The 21,407-nt window shown below is 56.9% G+C and carries 18 protein-coding genes; 6 read left to right on the top strand and 12 right to left on the bottom strand.

Features of this window, described 5'->3' with window-relative positions; genetic code table 11:
* The first annotated feature begins 24 nt into the window (after positions 1-24).
* Positions 25-1,020, top strand: coding sequence for a D-2-hydroxyacid dehydrogenase (locus tag AC6I1V_RS07710; protein WP_486854656.1), 996 nt, complete (start codon positions 25-27; stop codon positions 1,018-1,020).
* A gap of 84 nt (positions 1,021-1,104) precedes the next feature.
* On the top strand, positions 1,105-1,842 hold the full coding sequence (locus tag AC6I1V_RS07705; RefSeq protein WP_302553474.1) for a class I SAM-dependent methyltransferase: 738 nt from the start codon (positions 1,105-1,107) through the stop codon (positions 1,840-1,842).
* 509 nt (positions 1,843-2,351) lie between these two features.
* Here AC6I1V_RS07705 and AC6I1V_RS07700 read toward each other — a convergent pair.
* From AC6I1V_RS07700 to AC6I1V_RS07655, 10 genes are all read right to left on the bottom strand, one after another.
* On the bottom strand, positions 2,352-2,735 hold the full coding sequence (locus AC6I1V_RS07700) for a cupin domain-containing protein (RefSeq protein ID WP_497736955.1): 384 nt from the start codon (positions 2,733-2,735) through the stop codon (positions 2,352-2,354).
* Between the two features lie 272 nt (positions 2,736-3,007).
* On the bottom strand, positions 3,008-3,391 hold the full coding sequence (locus AC6I1V_RS07695; RefSeq protein ID WP_479859017.1) for a cupin domain-containing protein: 384 nt from the start codon (positions 3,389-3,391) through the stop codon (positions 3,008-3,010).
* A gap of 62 nt (positions 3,392-3,453) precedes the next feature.
* Positions 3,454-3,873 (bottom strand): MarR family winged helix-turn-helix transcriptional regulator, encoded by a 420-nt coding sequence (locus tag AC6I1V_RS07690; RefSeq protein ID WP_486854655.1) that lies wholly within the window; start codon positions 3,871-3,873, stop codon positions 3,454-3,456.
* Positions 3,874-4,870: 997 nt separating this feature from the next.
* Positions 4,871-5,743, bottom strand: coding sequence for a DMT family transporter (locus AC6I1V_RS07685; protein WP_486854654.1), 873 nt, complete (start codon positions 5,741-5,743; stop codon positions 4,871-4,873).
* Positions 5,740-6,564, bottom strand: coding sequence for an AraC family transcriptional regulator (locus AC6I1V_RS07680; protein ID WP_302553479.1), 825 nt, complete (start codon positions 6,562-6,564; stop codon positions 5,740-5,742). The genes AC6I1V_RS07685 and AC6I1V_RS07680 overlap by 4 nt, the downstream gene beginning before the upstream one ends.
* 1,239 nt (positions 6,565-7,803) lie before the next feature.
* Positions 7,804-8,904: an ABC transporter ATP-binding protein gene (locus AC6I1V_RS07675; protein ID WP_302553480.1), complete on the bottom strand. Its 1,101-nt coding sequence runs from the start codon at positions 8,902-8,904 to the stop codon at positions 7,804-7,806.
* A 21-nt stretch (positions 8,905-8,925) separates the two neighbouring features.
* Positions 8,926-9,771 (bottom strand): sn-glycerol-3-phosphate ABC transporter permease UgpE, encoded by an 846-nt coding sequence (gene ugpE / locus AC6I1V_RS07670; RefSeq protein ID WP_486854848.1) that lies wholly within the window; start codon positions 9,769-9,771, stop codon positions 8,926-8,928.
* 15 nt (positions 9,772-9,786) lie between these two features.
* Positions 9,787-10,680 (bottom strand): sn-glycerol-3-phosphate ABC transporter permease UgpA, encoded by an 894-nt coding sequence (gene ugpA / locus AC6I1V_RS07665; protein ID WP_302553482.1) that lies wholly within the window; start codon positions 10,678-10,680, stop codon positions 9,787-9,789.
* Positions 10,681-10,788: 108 nt separating this feature from the next.
* Positions 10,789-12,108, bottom strand: coding sequence for a sn-glycerol-3-phosphate ABC transporter substrate-binding protein UgpB (ugpB, locus tag AC6I1V_RS07660; RefSeq protein WP_302553483.1), 1,320 nt, complete (start codon positions 12,106-12,108; stop codon positions 10,789-10,791).
* Between the two features lie 167 nt (positions 12,109-12,275).
* Complete coding sequence (locus tag AC6I1V_RS07655) at positions 12,276-13,121, bottom strand: glycerophosphodiester phosphodiesterase (RefSeq protein ID WP_479859339.1); 846 nt, start codon at positions 13,119-13,121, stop codon at positions 12,276-12,278.
* Between the two features lie 291 nt (positions 13,122-13,412).
* Here AC6I1V_RS07655 and glpK point away from each other — a divergent pair, with 291 nt between their 5' ends.
* The 4 genes from glpK to ldhH all read left to right on the top strand — a co-directional run bounded on the left by glpK (position 13,413) and on the right by ldhH (position 19,659).
* Positions 13,413-14,903, top strand: coding sequence for a glycerol kinase GlpK (glpK, locus tag AC6I1V_RS07650; RefSeq protein WP_486849987.1), 1,491 nt, complete (start codon positions 13,413-13,415; stop codon positions 14,901-14,903).
* A gap of 657 nt (positions 14,904-15,560) precedes the next feature.
* Positions 15,561-15,812 carry a hypothetical protein gene (locus AC6I1V_RS07645; protein WP_486854061.1) on the top strand — a complete coding sequence of 84 codons (252 nt, stop codon included), beginning with the start codon at positions 15,561-15,563 and terminating at the stop codon, positions 15,810-15,812.
* A gap of 1,052 nt (positions 15,813-16,864) precedes the next feature.
* Positions 16,865-17,452 carry a LutC/YkgG family protein gene (locus AC6I1V_RS07640; RefSeq protein ID WP_302554682.1) on the top strand — a complete coding sequence of 196 codons (588 nt, stop codon included), beginning with the start codon at positions 16,865-16,867 and terminating at the stop codon, positions 17,450-17,452.
* Positions 17,453-17,502: 50 nt separating this feature from the next.
* A complete protein-coding gene (gene ldhH, locus AC6I1V_RS07635) occupies positions 17,503-19,659 on the top strand; it encodes an L-lactate dehydrogenase (quinone) large subunit LdhH (protein WP_302554681.1) in 2,157 nt (718 codons plus the stop codon).
* A gap of 898 nt (positions 19,660-20,557) precedes the next feature.
* Here the strand turns inward: ldhH and AC6I1V_RS07630 are convergent.
* The gene (locus tag AC6I1V_RS07630; protein WP_486854060.1) at positions 20,558-20,872 is read right to left on the bottom strand and encodes a hypothetical protein; all 315 of its coding nucleotides are present in this window, start codon (positions 20,870-20,872) and stop codon (positions 20,558-20,560) included.
* Positions 20,873-21,054: 182 nt separating this feature from the next.
* Entirely contained in the window at positions 21,055-21,396 is a 342-nt protein-coding gene (locus AC6I1V_RS07625) for a TIGR04076 family protein (protein WP_486854059.1), read from the bottom strand.
* Positions 21,397-21,407 lie beyond the last annotated feature (11 nt).

Here is a 21,407-nt window from a genome sequence, read left to right as displayed (position 1 = left end):
CGAACATCAACCCGGAGCGGTGCCATGAAAATCGTTGTTCTTGACGGCTATACCCTGAATCCCGGCGACAATCCGTGGGACCCGCTGGCGGCGCTCGGCGATCTGACGGTGTATGACCGCACCAATCCCGAAGATGTGCTGGAGCGGAGCCGGGGGGCGGAGATCCTGATCACCAACAAGACCCGCTTGAATGAGGACACGTTGGCGGCCTTGCCGGGCCTGCGCTGCATCGGGGTCATCGCCACGGGGTACGACGTGGTGGACATCGCGGCGGCGGGCAGACGGGGCATCCCGGTGATGAACGTGGTGAACTACGGCACGGAGGCCGTGGCGCAACATGCTTTCGCGCTGCTGCTGGAACTGTGCCGCCGCACGGCCCTGCACGACGCGGGCATCCGTTCCGGGCGCTGGGCCGCCGGGCCGGACTGGTGTTTCTGGGATACGCCGCAGGTGGAGCTTTCGGGCAAGGTCATGGGCATCCTCGGTTTCGGGACCATCGGGCGCCGCGTCGCCGAACTGGCGCACGCGTTCGGCATGAAGGTGATCGCTGCTTCCGCCCGCAAATCCGCCGCCGAACTTTCGGCCTCTTCCGCTCCCGTATCTTTCCCTGTGGAATTTGTGGAACTGGACGAGCTGTTCCGCGCTTCGGACGTGCTTTCCCTGCATTGCCCGCTGACGGAGCAGACCCGTGCCATCATCAATGCCGCCGCCATCGCCGCCATGAAGGACGGGGCCATCCTCCTGAACCTTGCGCGCGGCCCGCTGCTTGATGAAGCCGCCGTCGCCGAGGCCCTCGCATCCGGAAAGCTCGGCGGCCTCGGCGCGGACGTGGTGTCCGTGGAGCCCATCACGCAGGACAATCCGTTGCTGACCAGCCCCAACACCCTGCTGACCCCCCATATCGCCTGGGCTACCCGTACCGCCCGGCAGAACATCACCCGGATCATCGCCGAGAACATCGCCGGATGGATGGCGGGCCAGCCCAAAAGCGTGGTGAACAAGGCCTATCTGAACGGATAAATGACGGAGGGAGCCGAAGGGCTCCCTTTTTTAACCCCGCGCTTCCCCTTTGGGCGAGGATGCGCTGACCAGCCGGAAGACACGATGAAAGAGAATAAATACGACGATCCGATATTTTTCGGCAAATACAGCCGGATGCCGCGCTCAAAGGAAGGGCTTGACGCCGCCGGGGAGTGGCATGTGCTGCGGAGGATGCTTCCTCCGTTCGAGGGCAAGCGGGTGCTTGATCTGGGGTGCGGCTTCGGCTGGCATTGCCGGTATGCCGCCGAACAGGGGGCCGCCTCCGTGGTGGGCGTCGACCTGTCCGAAAGGATGCTGGCCGAGGCCCGTGCCATGACGGATTCTCCCTCCATCCAGTACCTGCGTATGCCGATTGAAGCTATCGATTTCCCGGCGGGCTCGTTCGATGTGGCGATAAGTTCCCTCGCCTTCCACTATGTCGAGTCGTTCGGCGGCCTGTGCGCGAAGGTGAACCGTTGCCTCTCCGCCGGAGGGCGCTTCGTCTTTTCCGTGGAGCATCCGGTATTCACCGCGCAGGGAGCGCAGGAATGGCATTGCGACGCGCAGGGGAATCATCTTCACTGGCCTGTGGACAGCTATTTTTCCGAGGGCGTCCGCAAGGCCGTTTTCCTCGGCGAAGAGGTCATGAAGTACCACAAAACCCTGACTACCTACGTCAACGGCCTTCTCCAGAACGGATTTGAATTGCTGGAACTTGTGGAGCCGCAGCCGGAACCCGGCCTATTGGAAGCCTACCCGGAAATCATGCGGGATGAACTCCGCCGTCCCATGATGCTGATCGTGTCGGCCCGGAAGCGCTGACCCCACCTTCCGGTTCCAGAGCGTCCGTGTTGCGCCTGTTTTTCGGCCGTGTCGCTAATTAGATGTAATATATTGAAATTATTTAACTTTTTTCGAGCTGTAAAAGGTTATTTTTATAATTTCAAATCGTTATATGTAAAATGACGACACGGCCTAGGCTGATGCGGGCGGGCTGTTTCGCCCCATAAAGGAGAGGCGATCCCAAGGGATCGCCTCCTGTTTTCCCTGCAAAGGGGCAGGGGACGCCCCTCCCCTTCTTTGGGACTCTATCATGTATCTGGTTGTTTTATCTCCATAATATGGTGAAAAACAGGCGGTTTCTCCGGTTTTCCGTCGATAGGCCCCATACTTTGGGGATCTTATTGGTTATTCCTTTGGAATTTCAAGACATAAAAGATCAGCCCTTTCCTATGGCACGGCCTTAGTGCTCAAGTTCCAAGGCTTTGGGCCGCATCGAAGGCCGTATTGCGGCGTTGTAACGGTGCGGCCTTGGCCCGGTTTGGGACGGTTTACAACCAGCTCGGCTTGCTGCCGGATTCCGTCAACACAGCGTCGCTCATGGTGAAACCTTCAAGGCTGCCCGCTTTGGCCTGAATACAGATGAAGCGCATGGCGCTGCCGTCCGCCGCACGCAGGCAACGCTCCCCCTGCGGATCGATGCGGAAGCAATCCCCTTCCTTCAGCGGCAGTTCTTCCCCGTCGATGTACAGCAGCCCCTTGCCCTCAAGGATGAGGTAGATTTCCTCATTCTGGGTATGGTGGTGTACAAAAGGCACGCTGGCCCCGGCGGGCAGGGTGTTGCAGGATACTTCCGCACCCGTGAGGTTCAGGGCGTCGTGCAGTTCGCCGCGGTTTCCCTTCATGTCGATATGCGCCAACTTGTACTGAGCCATAATCCGTCTCCTATTTTAGTTTGACATCGAACTAATTGAGTCTAAAAAAGGGCGTTTGCCCTTTAGCCGTTTATGCACTTGTCCAGAAGCCGATCCAAAAGTTCCGCCTCTTCTTTGCTGAGCCGGTCAGTAATCAGTTGAAACTTTAAGACATAAAGCCTCAGCCCTTTCCTATGGCACGGCCTTAGTGCCCAAGTTCCAAGGCTTTGGGCTGCATCGAAGGCCGTATTCCGGCGTTGTAACGGTGCAGCCTTGGCCCGGTTTGGGACGGTTTACAACCAGCTCGGCTTGCTGCCGGATTCCGTCAACACAGCGTCGCTCATGGTGAAACCTTCAAGGCTGCCCGCTTTGGCCTGAATACAGATGAAGCGCATGGCGCTGTCGTCCGCCGCACGCAGGCAACGCTCCCCCTGCGGATCGATGCGGAAGCAATCCCCTTCCTTCAGCGGCAGTTCTTCCCCGTCGATGTACAGCAGCCCCTTGCCCTCAAGGATGAGGTAGATTTCCTCATTCTGGGTATGGTGGTGTACAAAAGGCACGCTGGCCCCGGCGGGCAGGGTGTTGCAGGACACTTCCGCACCCGTGAGGTTCAGGGCGTCGTGCAGCTCGCCGCGGCTTCCCTTCATGTCGATATGCGCCAGCTTGTACTGAGCCATAATTTATCTCCTATTTTAGTTTGACATCGAACTAATTGAGCCTAAAAAAAGGCGTTTGCCCTTTAGCCGTTTACGCATTTGTCCAGAAGCCGATCCAAAAGTTCCGCCTCTTCTTTACTGAGCCGGTCAGTGATCAGCCGCTGCAGGCCGCTGGAAATCGTTTCAAAAGCCGGTTCCAGCGCGCGCCCCTTGTCCGTCAGGCGTACCAGCACCCCACGGGAATCAGCCGGATCCGGCATACGCAGGACATATCCGTTCCGCTCCAGTTTTTCCACCAGCGCCGTCACGGTGGATTTCGTCCGGCGCACCTGCTTGGCAAGCTCGCCCATGTTGCAGGTTTCGCAGGCCAGAAGCCGCACCAGAATGTCGCCGTGGCTGGGGGCGATGTCGCTGAGCCCGGCCTTTTCGAGTTCCGCAAGGATGAAACGGTTGCCCGCCTCGCGGAGCCGGCTGGCATGGGAGAAAATAGCGCTGTACGTCATGGAGGAACTTTTAGTTCGATATCGAATTATTGTCAAGTGCCCAAGAAGGGGACGCAGCCGAAAGTGGGACATTTTTTGTGTATACAATATAAACTAATAAATACAATGGATTAACTGCAATAAAAGGCAGTGTTAAAAAATGGTTGATGCTTCCTTGAAGTTCCAAAAGGATAACCGATAAAGTGCTTCGGGCATGGAGCCAGCCAACGGAAAAATCGGAGAAAAAGGCTGCATCATTACCGTATGGTGGAGACGAAACAGCCGCATTATGACGGGGCCGAATACAAGTTGTATTCCTTTCGGGAAACCCAAAAGCCGCTTTTCCTATAGGCTGTGTTTAAGTTTATGGTTGATACAAGATTCCAACTGGAAAGGAGATCTCTTTGGAGATTATCTGGAGGTCTCGCAACAATTCTTCAAAACTGGATTTCATGTAATGAACAAAAAATGAGAGAGGCCCACATCACCAGACGTGAAACGAGCTTTTATCTATTCATGATTTTCATTGAAAAAATCAGCAACCGTAAACTTAAACACAGCCTTCCTATATGGGAAAGGCGGCCGCAGGATGTGGCGGGGACATTTACTTGAAGGCTCTGTCATAGTACATGGTTGTTTTTGTTTCGGCAATATACTGAAAATATATGCTTTTTCTCCAAATTTTCCGCTGGTGGGCTTTGTGATTGGGGGATTTTATTGGTTATTTCTTTGGAATTTCAAGGAAATAAAGCATCAACCGTTTTCTATGACACAGCCTACCTGAAAAGGAAGAATACCGAGTGAAGGGGCCGTTTTCCAAGAAAAGCCCCATCTTTTTTGAACGGCTCTGTATAGCATATGGTTGTTTCATCTCCACAGCGCGGTGAAGATGCGGGCTTTTTCTCCAGCTTTCCCCTTGGCGGAATCCACGGCTAACGTATTTTGTCGGTTATTCCTTTTGAATTTCAAGGAAAAAACATCGGCCATCTTCTATGACGCAGCCTTTTGAAATCTTCCCTTACCGCTGTGAAAGGATGAGCCCCGTAAGGGTGAGGGCTGTCCCGGCAATGGCGAGGGGCGTGATCGTCTCGTGGAGGATGATCATCGAAGACACGACCGTCACCACAGGGACGAGGTAGATGTACACGGTAGTCTTGACCGCACCGAGAATCCTGACCGCCCAGTTCCACGTGACGAAGCAGAGGGCGGAAGCGCCGAACCCGAGATAGAGGAGGTTCAGCATATTGACCGGGGACGCGAAGCGTTCCGGCCCGATGCGGCAGTCAAAGATGAACAGCGCGGGAAGCATGAACAGCAGGCCGTAGAAGAACACCTTGCGCGTGCAGAACACCATATTCATGCGGAACGCGCCGATTTTCTTCATGAGGATCGAGTAGCAGGCCCAAACCACCGCCGCCAGCGTGGCGAGGATGTCCCCGACGGGGTTGAGCTTGAGGACGAAGTTGCCGTTCAAGCCGATGAGCACGATGCCCGTCAGCGCGGCGGCGAACCCGACGAAAAAGCGTTTCCGCAAGGGCTCGCCGTCCAGCAGCCAATTCGCCATGAGTGCGGTGAAGAACGGCGCGATTGAGATGATGACCCCCACGTTGGACGCGAACGTATAGGTCAGCGCGATGTTTTCCAGCAGGAAATAGAGCGTTACCCCGCACAGCCCCGCCGCCGCGAAGAACATCTCCTGCCGCAGCGTGCCGCAAGCGCCCTTTCGCGGATAGATGGCCCACAGCGAGAAGTAGCCGAGCGTGAACCGGAAAAACAGGATTTCGATGGGAGTGAACGCCTTAAGGAGCACCTTGGTCGAAACGAAAGTGGTGCCCCATATGATTATGGTCATGAGGGTCAGCACATGGCCGAGTATGGTTTCGTTTTTCATGCGTGCCTTCCGCCGAAGATTTCCGCGTATTGCCGGGGCGTGACCCCGATGAGCCGCTTGAAGAAGCGGGAAAAATGGCTCTGATCCGCAAAGCCCGTCTGGAGCGCCACCTCGATCATCGGCACGTTCCGTTCAAGCAGTTTCCGTGCCTTGGCGATGCGGATGGTTTCGAGATACCGGTACGGCGAGATGCCTTTCTGTTTGGTGAATGAACGCAGGAGGTAATACTTGCTCAGCCCCGCGACCTTGCCGAGCTGATCCAGCGAAACCGGCTCGGCGGAGTGCTCCTCAAGATAGGCGCATACGGCCCCGATGCCGGATTCGTCCCTACAGGCATCAGGCAGGGGCGATTCTCCGGCGTTGTCGCGCAGAAGCTGCCCCAAAAGCATCAGAAAGATTTCTTCCTTCCGAAACTCCTTGTCTTCCCGCACGATCATGGCGTGCAGGTCGCGCAGCGAACACGCCAGTTCGCTTTGGCTCAGGATGCGCTCACGGAATTGCGGCAGCATGGCCTGCCCCGTGATTTCCCGCATGGCCGCCCGCATGACGTCGGGCAGTACGCCGATGCCGCGGTAGCTGAACGGTTTTCCGTCATAGGAACGGCAGCCGTGCGGCTCGTGTGGGTTGAGGGTGAAGAGGTCGCCTTCAGTGGTGATGTATTTTTGTCCGCCGCAAGTCAGTTCCCGTGCCCCCTTCTCGATGAACCCGATCAGGTAGTAGTCGTGGAAATGATCAGGGAAGGGCTCCAGCACGTTCTGGAGCCAATAGGCTTCGATGGCGAGTTCCGCGTCGTAGTGTATGGTGCGTGTTTCTTTGATCATGGGCCTATGCTACTCGCCCCTGTCTTTGTGTCTTGCATGATATTGCGGTTTGGGAGGGGAAAAGAACCGGGGGAGAAACCTTTTCTTCAGAGAGGTTTCTCCCCCGGCTCCCTTTGCCAACGCCTTTCGGCTGCGGGGGAGCTGCACAGCGGGAATCCTGTGCCGGTGCCGTTTAGACAAAACAACAGCCAACCTTTCTTTTGAGCCGCATCATAGGAAATGGCTGATGCTTTATTTGGCCCTGCCATAGTCTGTTGTTTCATCTCCGCAGTGCAGTGAAGATACAGCTTTTTTCTTCAGCTTTTCCCTTGGCGGAATCCATAGCTAAGGCATTTTACTGTTTATTCCTTTGGAACTTCAAGGAAAAAGGCATCAACCACTTTCCATGACACAGCTTTTTTTGAAACTCTAACGGAATAAGCAATAAAGTGCTTCAGTTATGGAGCCCTTTAGCGGAAAAGCCGGAGAAAAAGGTTGCATTTTTCACCAAAAATGCAACCACATTTTATGGCAGGGCTTTTTTTCCAGTAACCCGCAAGAAAAATCAATCTCTTAATTATCAAGGAAAATGAAACAAGGAGACAAAGAAGGCCGCGTATCAATGATATATTGATACTTTTTGGCTCTGTTATCGTATGTGGTTGTTTCATCTTCACAGAGCGGTGAAAAATACAGCCTTTTTCTCCGGTTTTCCCCCTGGCGGAATCCATAGCTAAGGCATTTTGTCGGTTATTCCTTTGGAACTTCAAGGAAAAAGGCATCAACCACTTTCTATGACACAGCCTACTTTTTACTATATTAGGCTATGTCATAGAAAACGGCTGATGCGTTATTTCTTGAAATTCCAAAGAAATAAGCAATAGCATCCCCCAATCATGGAGCCCACCAGCGGAAAAATTGGATAAAATATATATTTTCAGTATGTTGCTGAAATAAAACAACCATATGCTCTGACAGAGCCATATGTTAAGCGGATAACCACCAAAAGGCCCCGTGCATGGAGCTCGCCGGAAGAACCGGCGAAAAAGGTTTCATCTCCACTACACTGTGAAGATGAAACAATCACACCCTCTGACAGAACCATCAAGGGAAATATATGCCTCTTTTCCCTACGCGGGGAAAGCCTGCATGGGGGATTCGATAAGGGCGAAAGTTTTAGGGGGATGGGGGTGGGGTTTGGGGAGGGGGAAGGGGGCCTTTTCCAAAAGGCTCCCTTCCCCCTCCCCAATCTTTTCCCCTCTACAAACAGCGCAAACCGCTGGCGGGATCGAAGACGTGGCCGTGGCCGGCACGGACGGAAAGGCGGATGACGTCGCCGGGCGCGGGGCGGCGCGTGCCGGGGAGACGCACGATGACGGAGCCCTGATCGGAAGCGCCGCCGCCCGCCTTCCCGGTGATGGGATGGCAGTAGGCCAGCGTGTCCGGGCCGAGCGCCTCGATGATGTCCACGGTGACCTGTACGGAACCTTCGGGATCGAGCAGCAGGTCTTCGCAACGCAGGCCGACGAGCACGTCCTTGGTGGGCGCGGCGGAAAGCCGGATGTCGGAGGCGGCGATGCCGGAAAGCGGCGTGCCGTCGGGCAGGATCAGCTTTTCGCCGTCCGTGGTCGCGGGGATCATGTTCATGGACGGGGAACCCATGAACTGCGCCACGAATACGGAGGCCGGATGCAGGTAGATGTCGTCCGGCGTGCCGTACTGCTCGATGTTCCCGGCGCGGAGCACAAGGATTTTCTCGGCGAGGGTCATGGCCTCCACCTGATCGTGCGTCACATAGATGCTGGTGGTCGCCAGACGCTGGTGCAGGCGGCGCAGCTCGATGCGCATCAGGTTGCGGAGGTTGGCGTCGAGGTTGGAAAGCGGTTCGTCGAAGAGGAACACGCTGGGCTCGCGCACGATGGCCCGGCCCATAGCCACGCGCTGGCGCTGGCCGCCGGAGAGCTGTTTGGGCATACGGTCGAGCAGGCCGTCAAGGCCGAGGAGCTTGGCGGCGTCCTCGGCGCGGCGCTTGCGCTCGTCCGCCGGGATGCCGCGCACCTTGAGCCCGTAGGTGATGTTGTCGAACACGTTCATGTGCGGGTAGAGGGCGTAGTTCTGGAACACCATCGCAATGTTGCGATCCTTGGGTTCCTTGCGGGTGACGTCCTCGTCGCCGATGAAGATGCTGCCTCCGGTGACTTCCTCAAGCCCGGCGATGCAGCGCAGGGCCGTGGACTTGCCGCAGCCGGAAGGCCCGACCATGACCATGAAGGAGCCGTCCGGGACTTCGACGTTGATGCCCTTCAGCACCTTATTCTTATTGAATGTCTTTTCTACGTTCTTGAGCTGGACGCGTGCCATGCTGGTATCCTTTTGGCGGGCTTATTTTTCGGTTTCCACGAGGCCACGGACGAAAAGCTTCTGCATGCCGAGCACCACCAGCAGGGGGGGCAGCATGCCCAGAAGCGCGACGGCCATGATGAGGTTCCACTCCGGCACGGCGTCGGGGATGTTCACCATGCGCTGGATGCCCATGACGATGGTGTACATGCCTTCCTGATTGGTGACGAGCAGGGGCCAGAGGTACTGGTTCCAGCCGTAGATGAACAGCACCACGAACAGCGCGGCGGTGTTGGTGCGCGAAAGGGGCAGCACCACGTCCACGAAGAAACGCCACGGCCCGGCCCCGTCGATGCGCGCGGCCTCAAGCAGTTCCGCCGGGATGGTCATGAACATCTGGCGGTACAGGAAGGTCGCCGTCGCCGAGGCGATGAGCGGCAGGACAAGGCCGAGGTAACTGTCGATGAAGTTGAGGTTCGCCGCCACCTGGAACGTGGGCACGATGCGGACTTCAACCGGCATCATCAGCGTGATGAAGATGAGCACGAAGCACAGCTCGCGGCCGGGGAAACGGAAATAGACGATGGCGTAGGCCGCCGTGATGGAGATGGCGATTTTCCCGATGGCGATGCCGAGGGCCATGACGAGGCTGTTCGCCATCATCACCCATACGGGGATGCCGCCCGCCGCCTTGAGGCCCTGCGTGAGGACGGTGGTGAAGTTCTTGAGGAACTCGCTGCCGAACCACAGCGGCGTGGAGCCGATGAGCACGTCGAACGTGTGGGTCGTGGCGACCAGCGCTATGTAAAGGGGAAAGAGCACTATGGCGATGCCGAACCAGAGCACGGCGTGGCCGACGGCTTTTCCCAATCCTTTCTTTTCTACCATACTGCGTTCCTTGGCCTAGTAGGTCACCTTGCGTTCCACGTAACGGAACTGGAGGAAGGTCAGGACCATGACGATGAGCATCAGCACCACGGACTGGGCCGAGGAGCCGCCGAAGTCGAGCCCGATGAAGCCGTCGTTGAAAACCTTGTAGATGAGGGTTTCCGTGGCCTTTGAGGGGCCGCCCTGCGTGACGGCATGGACGATGCCGAAGGTTTCAAACAGCGTATAGATCGTGTTCACCACAAGCAGGAAGAAGCTCGTGGGCGACAGAAGCGGGAAGATGATCGTGCGGAACCGCCGCCACGGGGATGCGCCGTCGATGGCCGCGGCTTCGATGAGCGAGCGGGGGATGGCGTGTAGCCCGGCGAGGAAGAACAGGAAGTTATACGAGATCTGTTTCCATGAGGCCGAAACGATCAGCAGGAACAGCGCCTGATTGCCGTTGATCTTGTGGTTCCACGTATACCCGAAGTGGTGGAGCAGCTCGGTGAGCACGCCCCCGGAAGGGTTGAACAGGAACAGCCAGAGCACGCCCGCGAGCGGCGGCGCGACGGCGTAGGGGATGATGAGCATGGATTTGTACAGCGTGCCGCCCCAGTTCACCTGATCGGCGAGGACCGCGAACAAGAGGGCTGTCCCCATCGTGAGGACGATGGTGGCGAGGCTGAACACGAGCGTCAAGCGCAGCGTTTCCAGATAGCTCGGATCGGAAAACAGCGTGGTGAAGTTGTCCAATCCTACGAATTCTTTGGAAAGACCGAAAGAGTCTTCCATGTAGAACGACCCCATGAGCGCTTCACCGGCGGGGTAGAAGAAAAACACCACCGTGATGGCGAGCTGGGGCAGCAGGAAGAGGAGGGGAAGAAGCAGGTGTTTCTTGCCCCTGAACGCGTAACGTCCATCCTGCATAGCGGCTCCTTGTGCGGTTGGGGGCGTCCCGTGCGGCGGAAAGGCCGGACGCCCCAAAAAGAACGGGGGAGGCCCGGCAGGGCCCCTCCCGTTGTGCTGCGGATCAGCCTACTTCCTGTTGGCCTTGGCAAAACGCGCCAGTTCGGCGTTGCCGCGCTCCACAGCGGCGTCGAGCGCCTGCTTGGCGGTCTTCTTTCCGGCCCAGACGCCTTCGAGCTCTTCGTCGATGATGTTGCGGATCTGGACGAAGTTGCCGAGGCGCAGGCCCAGCGAGTTGATGGTGGGCTTCTTGTCGGAAAGGGCCTTTACGGCGATGTCGGTGCCGGGGTTCTTGTCGTAGAAGCCCTGCTGCTTGGTCAGCTCGTAGCCTTCGAGGGTGACGGGCACGTAGCCGGTGAGCTGGTGGAAACGGGCCTGCACTTCAGGCTTGAGGAGGTAGTTCAGGAACGCGGCGGAGCCCTTTTCGGCGTCCTTGGAGTGTCCGGCCATGGCCCAGATGGCCGCGCCGCCGATCACGGTGTTCTGGGGGGCGCCCTTCACGTCGGGCCAGTAGGGGAGCAGCGCCACGCCCCACTGGAACTTGGCGCCGGCCTTCACGGCGGCGTAGGAGCCGGAGGAGTTCATGAGGATGCCGGCTTCGCCGGAGGTGAACGCGTTGATGGCTTCGGACTTGCGGCCCACGTAGACCATCACGCCGTCCTTCTGGAGCTTGGACAGGAAATCGATGTGCTTGACGTGCAGGGGGCTGTTGAACAGGAGCTTCGTATCAAGGCCGTCATAGCCGTTGTTGTTGGTGGCGAAGGGGACGTTGTGCCACGCGGAGAAGCTCTCAAGCTGCACCCAAGACTGCCAGCCGGAGGTGAAGCCATACTTGCACGCGCCGGATTCCTTGATCTTCTTGGCGAGTTCGGCCACTTCAGGCCACGTCGTGGGGAAATGCTCGGGGTCGCCGCCGGCCTTTTTCACGGCGTCCTTGTTGTAATAGAGGACGGTGGTGGAGGCGTTGAAGGGCATGGCGATGAGCTTGCCGTCCGTGGAGGAGTAGTAGCTGGCTACGGAGCCGAGGAGCTTGGAGGTGTCCACCGGGGTCCCGGCGGCTTCCATGATTTCATACACGGGGCGGACGGCGCCCTTGGCGGCCATCATGCTGGCGGTGCCCACTTCAAAAATCTGGATCAGGTTGGGGTGCTGTTTGGCGCGGAAGGCGGCGATGGCGGCGGTCATGGCTTCGTCATAGTTGCCCTTATAGACGCCCTTGACTTCGTATTTGTCCTGAGACGCGTTGAATTCCTTGATCATCTCGTCGGTGATTTCACCGAGTTCGCCACCCATGCCGTGCCAGAAGGTAATGGTGGTCTTGGCTTGGGCAGGCGCGGCCAACAACATCAGACACATGGCCAGCAGGGCCATCAGACGGAAGGAACGCATAGGCTCTCCTACATTGGCGGACGGAAGCCGTCCGGTTGTATCCCTCCGGGGCCAGTCCCCGGAACATCCGCCGGGACGGGCCCGGCAAGCAGGGCTCCCCTGTATGGGGAGTTTGAAAAGGGAGGAAAAACCTTCTCCAGAAAGTCTCTCCTCCCTCATTCAGTGCGTCATTCTCCGAGCGCCTTGCGGCAGGCCGCCGGAAAGTCGGTAATGATGCCGGTCGCGCCTTCGGCAGCGAGGCGTTTGGCTTCGCCCATGTCGTTGACTGTCCACACGTTGACGGCGAATCCGGCATCGCGCAGCGCGGCAAGGTCGCCGGGCGCGAGGATATGCTGATCCGGGTGGTAGGCATTGACCTGAAGCCGGCGGCACAATGCCACCGGATCGTCGGGGCGCACGTGCTCGACCAGCGCGCCGGTGGCCATTTCGGGGCACAGGGCCCGGCATTCTTCCAGATAGCGGTGCTGGAACGAGGAAATGATGACTTGATCCACCATATCAAGGCGGCGGATGAGGTCTAACACGTCCTTTGTTACGGTTTCGTGACCGATGAGGTGCGCGTGGTTCTTGATCTCGACGTTGACGTACCAGCCGTTGTCCTTGGTGAAGGCAAGGGCTTCCTCAAGGGTGGGGACGGTCAGGCCGTCAAAGCGTTTCAGCGTGTCGTCGTCGATCTCCCCGGCGGCGATGCGGCCGAACTGATCGCGCCCGGCATACCATGATCCGGCGTCAAGGCTCTTGATCTCGTCCAGCGTGAAATCGCACACGCGGTAGGAGGGGCGGCCGGGGAAGGCGGTTTCCACGTCGGTGGTGCGGGTGAGCGTGTCGTCGTGCATCACCACCAGCTTGCCGTCTTTGGTATAGTTGGCGTCGAGCTCCCAGAGATCGGCCTGAACGGCATAGCCGAGGGCGGCCGCGGTGAGCGTGTTTTCCGGGGCATGCCCGCGCGCGCCGCGGTGGGCGACGACCAGCGGGACGGGGGGACAGGTATGAAAATCAATGTATTTCTGCATGGAAAACGACCTGAAAAGGTTCTGCAATCACAATGTTTGAACGTGAAAAGGGAAAGGGCCTCTGCCGGAAAGGGAAATCTGAAGGCAAAATAGCCTGAAAGCAAAAAGTTGTCGAGATTTCCAGCGTCCCGCTGCTGTTTCATAAGGAAACGTGCTCTGTTGCAAAGGCACACGTTGCGGTTTCTTCCGCTTCAGGAAAACGCAGCCCCTTGGGAAATCCCTTTATCATGACGCCGGAAGATTGTATCTTCCATGTATCAGCTTTTGAAATCGAACGTGCAAGGAGTCCCCATGAGCCGTTATATTCTTGCCCTCGATCAGGGTACGACCAGTTCCCGCGCCATCCTGTTCGACCGCTCCGGCAACATCATCCAGATGGCACAGCAGGAGTTCACGCAGCACTACCCCCAGCCCGGCTGGGTGGAACACAACCCCAACGAACTGTTCGACAGCCAGTCTACGGTTGCCGCCAGATGCCTGCGTCAGGCCGGCATTACGGGTTCTGAAGTCGCGGCGGTGGGCATCACCAACCAACGCGAAACCACCATCGTCTGGAACCGCAGAACCGGCGCGCCCGTATGCAACGCCATCGTCTGGCAGGATCGGCGTACCGCCGGCTTCTGCGACAGCCTGCGCGCACAGGGGAAGGCCGGGCTGTTCGCGGAAAAGACGGGGCTCGTGCTCGACGCCTATTTTTCCGGCACGAAAGTCCGCTGGATTCTTGAAAACGTGCCCGGCGCACGGGAGCAGGCCGAGGCGGGCGATCTGCTGTTCGGAACCGTGGATTCGTGGCTCATCTGGAATTTCACCAAGGGCGCGGTTCATGCGACCGATCCCTCCAATGCCAGCCGTACCCTGATGTTCAATATCCACACCGGGGACTGGGACGACGAGCTGCTTGATCTGCTTTCCGTGCCGCGTTCCATGCTGCCTGAGGTGGTCCCCTCGTCCGGGATCATGGGGCACATGCACCCTGAGTTCCTTGGGCACAGCCTGCCGCTGGCGGGCGACGCCGGGGATCAGCAGGCCGCGGCCTACGGCAATGCCTGCATGCTTCCGGGCATGGCGAAGAACACCTATGGAACCGGGTGCTTCCTTCTCATGAACACCGGGGCCGAAGCCCGGCGCAGCGAGAACAACCTGCTTGCCACGGTGGGCTGGGATTGCGGTTCCGGCCTGCGTTACGCCCTTGAGGGCAGCGTGTTCATCGCCGGTGCGGTGGTGCAGTGGCTGCGCGACGGCCTTCAGATCATCAGCGACGCCGCCGAAATCGAGCCCCTTGCCTCCACGGTGGAGGACAACGGCGGGGTGTTTTTCGTGCCCGCGTTTGCCGGGCTGGGCGCACCCTACTGGGATCAGTATGCCCGTGGGACTCTTGTGGGGCTGACGCGTGGGGTGAACCGGGGCCATATCGCCCGTGCCGCCATTGAAGCCATTGCGCTCCAGACGCTGGACATCATGGACTGCATGAAAAAGGATTCGGGCCTGCCGCTTTCCACGCTCCGGGTGGACGGCGGGGCCAGCCGCAACAACATGCTCATGCAGTGTCAGGCCAACGTGCTCGGCGTGCCTGTCGAGCGCCCCGTGATCACCGAGACCACGGCCCTCGGCGCGGCCTATCTCGCCGGGCTTGCCGTCGGCTTCTGGGACAGCGAGGAAGAGGTATCCACCCTCTGGAAGCTGGATCGCCGCTTCGAGCCCGCTATGGACGAGGCCCGCCGCGCCGAGCTGCTCCACAACTGGCATCGCGCCGTGGGCCGCGCCGCGAACTGGATTGAATAGGGGGAGTGGGGGAGAACCGGGGGAGGGCGCTTTTTATAAAAAGCGCCCTCCCCCGGACCCCCACCCGCAAAAATTTTGACTGGTGGGGAGGCTGCGCGACAGGAGTCCGTCCCGGCGGGAAAAGGAAGGCTGTATCATAAAAAATGGTAGATGCTTTTTTCTTGCAGCCTCAAAGGAATAACCGGCAAAATACGTTAGCTGTGGATTCCGCCAAGGGGAAAACTGGATAAAAAGGCTGTATTTTTACAGCACTGTGGGGATGAAACAACCACATGCCATGATGGAGCCTTTTATAAAAAGCCCCCTCCCCGGCTCCACCCGCAAAAATTTCGGCTGGCGGGGAGGCTGCGCGGCGGGAGTTCGTTCCGTCGGGAAAAGGAAGGCTATAGCATAGAAAATGGTAGATGTTTTTTTCCTTGCAGTTTCAAAGGAATAACCGGCAAAATACGTTAGCTGTGGATTCCGCCACGGGGAAAACAGGATAAAAAGGCTGCATTTTCACAGCACTGTGGGGATGGAACAACCACATGCCATGATGGAGTCTTTTATAAAGGCTGTGTTCAATTTTACGGTTGATGATTTTTTCAATGAAAATCAATAGATAAAAGCTCATTCCACGTCTAGTGATGTGGGCCTCTCTCATTTTTTGTTCATTACATGAAATCCAGTTTTGAAGAATTGTTGCGTGACCTCCAAATCATTTCCAAAGAACTCTTCCTTTCCAGTTGGAATCTTGTATCAACCACAAACTTAAACACAGCCTTTATAAAAAGCCCCCTCCCCGGCTCCACCCGCAAAATTTCGGCTGGCGGGGAGGCTGCGCGGCAGGAGTTCGTTCCGGCGGGAAAAGGAAGGCTGTATCATAAGAAAATGGTAGATGCTTTTTTCCTTGCAGCTCCAAAGGAATAACCGGCAAAATACGTCAGCTATGGATTCCGCCACGGGGAAAACAGGATAAAAGGCTGTATTTTTACAGCACTGTGGGGATGGAACAACCACATGCCATGATGGAGCCTTTTATAAAAAGCCCCTCCCCGGCTCCACCCGCAAAAATTTCGGCTGGCGGGGAGGCTGTACGGCGGGAGTCCGTTCCGGCGGGAAAAGGAAGGCTGTATCATAGAAAATGGTAGATGCTTTTTTCCTTGCAGCTCCAAGGGAATAACCGACAAAATACGTTAGCTGTGGATTCCGCCACGGGGAAAACAGGATAAAAAGGCTGCATTTTTACAGCACTGTGGAGATGGAATAACCACATGCCATGATGAAGCCTTTTATAAAAAGCATCCTCCCCGGCCCCGCCCGCAAAAATTTTGACTGGTGGGGAGGCTGCGCGGCGGGAGTCCGTTCCTTCGGGAAAAGGAAAGCCTCCCAGTTTTTTCCAGCATGTTTTTTTGTAAGGTGTTCTTATAGTAAAGGGGGGATAGTTTGTTTTTTAGGTTGTGTTATAGGGATCGGCTGGTATTTTCTTTCTTGAAATTCCAAATACCTGATCAATGAACTCTCCCAACTATGGAACCATTCAAGAGAAGAACATAGAAACCCGTGTATATTCATGGTGTTGTAAAAATAAGTCGATCACATTTTATGACAGGGCCTTTCAGACGCCTTCTTTTCCCTTCAAAGAAGGCATTTTTCCACAAGGCTTGTATTGGAAACCTTTTTATTTATGCCTATAGCCTGAGGAGAAACTTTCAATAACCCCTGCGCTGTTGAATAAGGATTCGATAAAGGTGAAAGTCTTTGGGGGAAGAGGGGAGGGGGCTGGGGAGGGGAGGAGGCCCCTTTCTCCAGAAAGGGGCCTCCTCCCCTCCCCAGATTTTGCCTTTGGAAAAAAAGAACAAGAAGGCGGGGGCTTGCCTAATCGCAAAAAAATAAACATACTATTGAGAAACACTTCTTGTAGCGGGGCCGCCTCCGGGTTCGGGGGCGGGGGCCGCATCACCTGCAACCAGGAAAAAACAATGGAACAGACTCCTGCTGAACTCTGGAAACAACGGTCCATAGCCATTGCGGCTACGGTAAAGGAAGTCGCGTCGGTGGACGAGGCTTTGCAGTACGCCCTCGAACTGTGTCAGGCCGCTGAGCCTCATGAGCAGCTCATGGGTGCCGAGCCGGAACGCAAGGGCAATATCCTCGCCGCGCCCGGCCTGCCCGCTGAGCAGGCCGAGTTCCTCCGTAAGGGGTGCGAAGAGAAGGGCCTCGTTTTGGTTGAGGAGGGGCTGCGGGAATACGCCGGCGGCATGGAAGTCGGCATTGCGTGGGCCGCGTGCGGCCTTGCCGATACGGGGACCTGCGTGGTTGAGAGCACCAATGAAGACATCCGGCTGGCGACCATGCTCCCGGAAACGAGCGTGCTGCTCATCCGCCGTTCGACCATCCTGCCCGGCAATGAAAACGGCGCTGAGGTGCTCCAGAAATTCTTCGGCAAGGCCGAACCTGAATTTCTGGCCTTCATCAGCGGCCCGAGCCGTACCGCCGACATCGAGCGTGTGCTGACGCTGGGCGTTCACGGCCCGCTGTACCTGCATGCCGTGCTCATTAATGACTGATTTCCGTACGGGAACCCGCTTCCCAACCGATTTACCATAAGGATTGCCATATGAAAGAACCCGCACGCGATATAAAAAGCTACCGTACCGACCTGTCCGCCGCGTTGGAGGATACGTTCCAGCGCCGCGCCCTGGACAAGTTCGCGGTGGATTACCGGGCCAGCCGCGAGCGTATCTACTCCGGCCTGAACGACCGTGAGCTGATCGCCGAGGTTGCCGCCCGCAAGGACGAATCCGTCAAGCATCTTGATGAACTGTTCAAGCAGTTCAAGGCAGAGGCCGAAAAGCGCGGGGTGCAGGTGCATCTTGCCAGAGATGCCGCCGAAGCCAACCGCATCATCGCCAAGATTGCGGAAGACAACGGCTGTAAGATGGTCGTGAAGTCCAAATCCATGACCGTCGAGGAAATCCAGACCAACACGGCCCTTGAAGCCAAGGGCATGGAAGTGGTGGAAACCGACCTCGCGGAATGGATTATCCAGCTTCGCCATGAAGGGCCTTCCCACATGGTTATGCCCGCCATCCACCTGTCCCGCACGCAGGTTGCCGACACCTTCACCAAGGAAACCGGCAAGCACCAGACCGAAGACATCACCAGCCTCGTGCGTGTGGCCCGCCGTGAGCTGCGCCGCAAGTTCGCCGAAGCCGACATGGGCATTTCCGGCATGAACTTCGCCGTGGCCGAATCCGGCGCCATCGGCCTTGTGACCAATGAAGGCAACGCCCGCATGGTCACCACGCTGCCCCGCGTGCACGTTGCGGTGGGCGGCATCGACAAGCTGATCCCCTCGTTCGACGACGCGATGGCCACCCTCCGCGTGCTGCCGCGCAACGCCACGGGCCAGCATCTGACCTCCTACGTTACGTGGATTGCCGGAGGCGTGCCCACGGCTTCCGCGCCCGACGGCAAGAAGAGCATGCATGTGGTGTTCGTGGACAACGGCCGCAAAGCCGTGCTCAACGACCCTGTCCTGTCGCAGGCCCTGCGCTGCGTGCGCTGCGGCGCGTGCGCCAACGTGTGCCCCGTGTACCGCCTCGTGGGTGGGCACCGCATGGGCTACATCTACATCGGGGCCATCGGCCTCATCCTGACCTACCTGTTCCACGGCAAGGACCGCGCCAAGGCGCTCGTCCAGAACTGCGTGAACTGTCAGGCCTGTAAGAGCGTTTGCGCGGCGGGCATTGACCTGCCCGGCTTGATCGAGGAAATCCGTATGCGGTACATTGAGCAGGACGGCAACAGCCTGCCCATGAACCTGCTGGCGTCCACCCTCAAGAACCGCAAGGCGTTCCACTCGCTCCTGAAGTTCGCCAAGTACGCCCAGAGGCCGCTTACCGGCGGCGAGCAGTTTATCCGCCACCTGCCTTCCATGTTCGCCAAGGACAACGAATTCCGCGCCCTGCCCGCCATCGCGGACAAGTCGTTCCGCGATCGTTGGGAAAAGCTGGATCGTCCGGCCTCCGCGAACCCCTCGCTGCGTGTGGCCATCTTTGCGGGCTGCGTGCAGGACTTCGTGTATCCCGAACAGCTTGAAGCGGCCGTAAAGCTCATGCAGGGCCATAACATCCATGTGGACTTCCCGATGGATCAGTCCTGCTGCGGCCTGCCCGTGGTGATGATGGGCCAGCGCGAAACCGCCCGCGACGTGGCGCTCCAGAACATGGACGCCTTTGAAAAGGGCGACTACGATGTCATCCTGACCCTCTGCGCCTCCTGTGCTTCGCAGCTCAAGGAAGGCTATGTGGAGCTGTTCGCCGGGCAGCCCGGCCGCCAGGCCCGCGCAAAGGCGCTTGCGGACAAGGTCATGGACTTCAGCACGTTCGCCAAGGAAAAGCTCGGCCTGAATGCCGAAAGCTTCAACCACAGCGACGAAAAGGTTACCTATCACGCCTCCTGCCACCTTTGCCGTGGCCTTGGCGTGAAGGAAGCCCCGCGCGAGCTCATTGCGGCCGCCGCCGACTATGTCCCGGCTGCAGAAGAGGAAGTGTGCTGCGGCTTTGGCGGCACCTACTCCGCCAAGTTCCCCGAAGTGTCCGCTGCCCTGCTTCGCAAGAAGCTGGACGGCATCGCGGACACCGGCGCGGCCCGTGTGGTCATGGACTGCCCCGGCTGTGTGCTTCAGATTCGCGGCGGCGCGGAGAAGGACGGCAAGGGCCTCAAGGTGACGCACATTGCCGAGCTGCTGGCTGAAAACCTGAAGAAGTAAATGTCTCCCGGCGGGCTGGGGGGCATGATGCCCCCCAAGACCCCCTCGAAGCGAAAAGAAGCGGTTCCGTCTCCGGCTAAAGCCGAAAACGGAACCGCTTCTTTTCGCTCCAAGCCCGTCAGGAGTACCTTTATTGAAGTGGGTGCTGTTGCTGGGATGCTCTGAAAGCAGGCTGGGACGACCTTGTTTTTTCTTTAGGCCGTGTCACAGGAAACGGCTGGTATTTTATTTCTTGAAATTCCAAAGGAATGACCCAGAAAATGCCCCAATCATGGAGTCCATCTGCGGAAAAACTGGAGAAAGGTATATATTTTCAGTATGCTGCTGAAATAAAACAACCAAATACTCTAACAGAGCCTTTCTTTATTTGGTTATGCTTCAGCAATTGGCTGGCATTTATTGGAGCTGCATCAGCGAAAATGGTTCCTTATTTCTTGAAGTTCCAAAAGAATAACCAATAAAATGCCTCAGCTATGGAGACAGCCAACGAAAAAACGGATAAAAAGGCTGTATTTTCACCATACTGTGGAGATGAAACAACCACATCCTATGACAGAGTCTTTATTTTTTGGCTGTGTCATAGGAAGCGCTTGGTACTTTATTTCTTGAAATTCCAAAGAAATGCCCCATAAAATACCCCAATCATGGAGTCCATCGGTGGGAAAACTGGAGAAAAAGGCTCTACTCTCAGCACAATGCGGAAATAAAAGCAATCTATACTATGACAGGGCTTTTTTTTAGTTGCAAATAGATTTAAAATGGCTCTGTTATAGTTTGTGGTTGTTTCATCTCCACAGTGCTGTGAAAATACAGCCCTTTTCTTCGGTTTTCCTCTTGGCGGAATACAGGGCTAAGGCATTTTGTCGGTTATCCCTGTGGAACTTCAAGGAGAAAAGCATCAACCATTTTCTATAACACAGCCTTTAAAATACAATTCCCATAAAACCCGCCAACGGAAGATTAAAAAAAAATTCCGTATGTTACTAGGTTGTTGGGATAAAAACAACGCACGCTGTAACAGAGCCGTTTGCCTTGAAAGTGCGCCGCCTGTTTCCCTGTGAAAGGGCATCCGCCCAATGGCCATCTGCGCCAGAAAAGCTGTGAGCAGGGATTCGATAAACACAACGGTTCTGTTATATTGTGGTTGTTTCATCTCCACAGTGAGGTGAAAAATACAGCCTTTTTCTCCGGTTTTTCCCTTGGCAGGAGCCACGGATAAGGCATTTTACCGGTTATCCCTTTGGAGCTTCAAGGAAAAAGCATCAACCATTTTTATAACACAGCCAACACAAAAGTCTTTGAAGAGGAGAGGGTGGGGTTTGGGGAGGGGAAACTTTCTCCAGAAAATTTCCCCTCCCCCTCCCCAATTTTTTCCCGTTTCAAAATAAGCCTGCCCTAATCGTGATTCGGGATGTAGTTGATGGCCGCTTCTTCGTCGGTTCGTTCAACCTTGAAAATGACGGGGCGCAGGCCGTCGTTGCAGCTGCATATGGCTACGCCGGGCTTTTCGATCCAGTCGCCGTAATAAAACTGTCCGCTGCCGTGCGCCAAGGCGAAAACATACTGATAGATAGCCTTCCACGCCTCATCACAGAACCCGTCCGGCTTGGCGTAGTCGGCGTAAAAGATTTGCCCTTCCTTGAGCATCGGACACTTGCCGATCCCCTTGGAGCCGTATTCCTTGGCCAGTTCCTCATCAAAATGCCGCTTGAGGACGGTGATCCTACATCGTTTCATGTCTTTCTCCG

Source organism: Bilophila sp. T19-St14, assembly GCF_059728385.1.
This window is presented reverse-complemented; position numbering and strand designations above follow the sequence as displayed.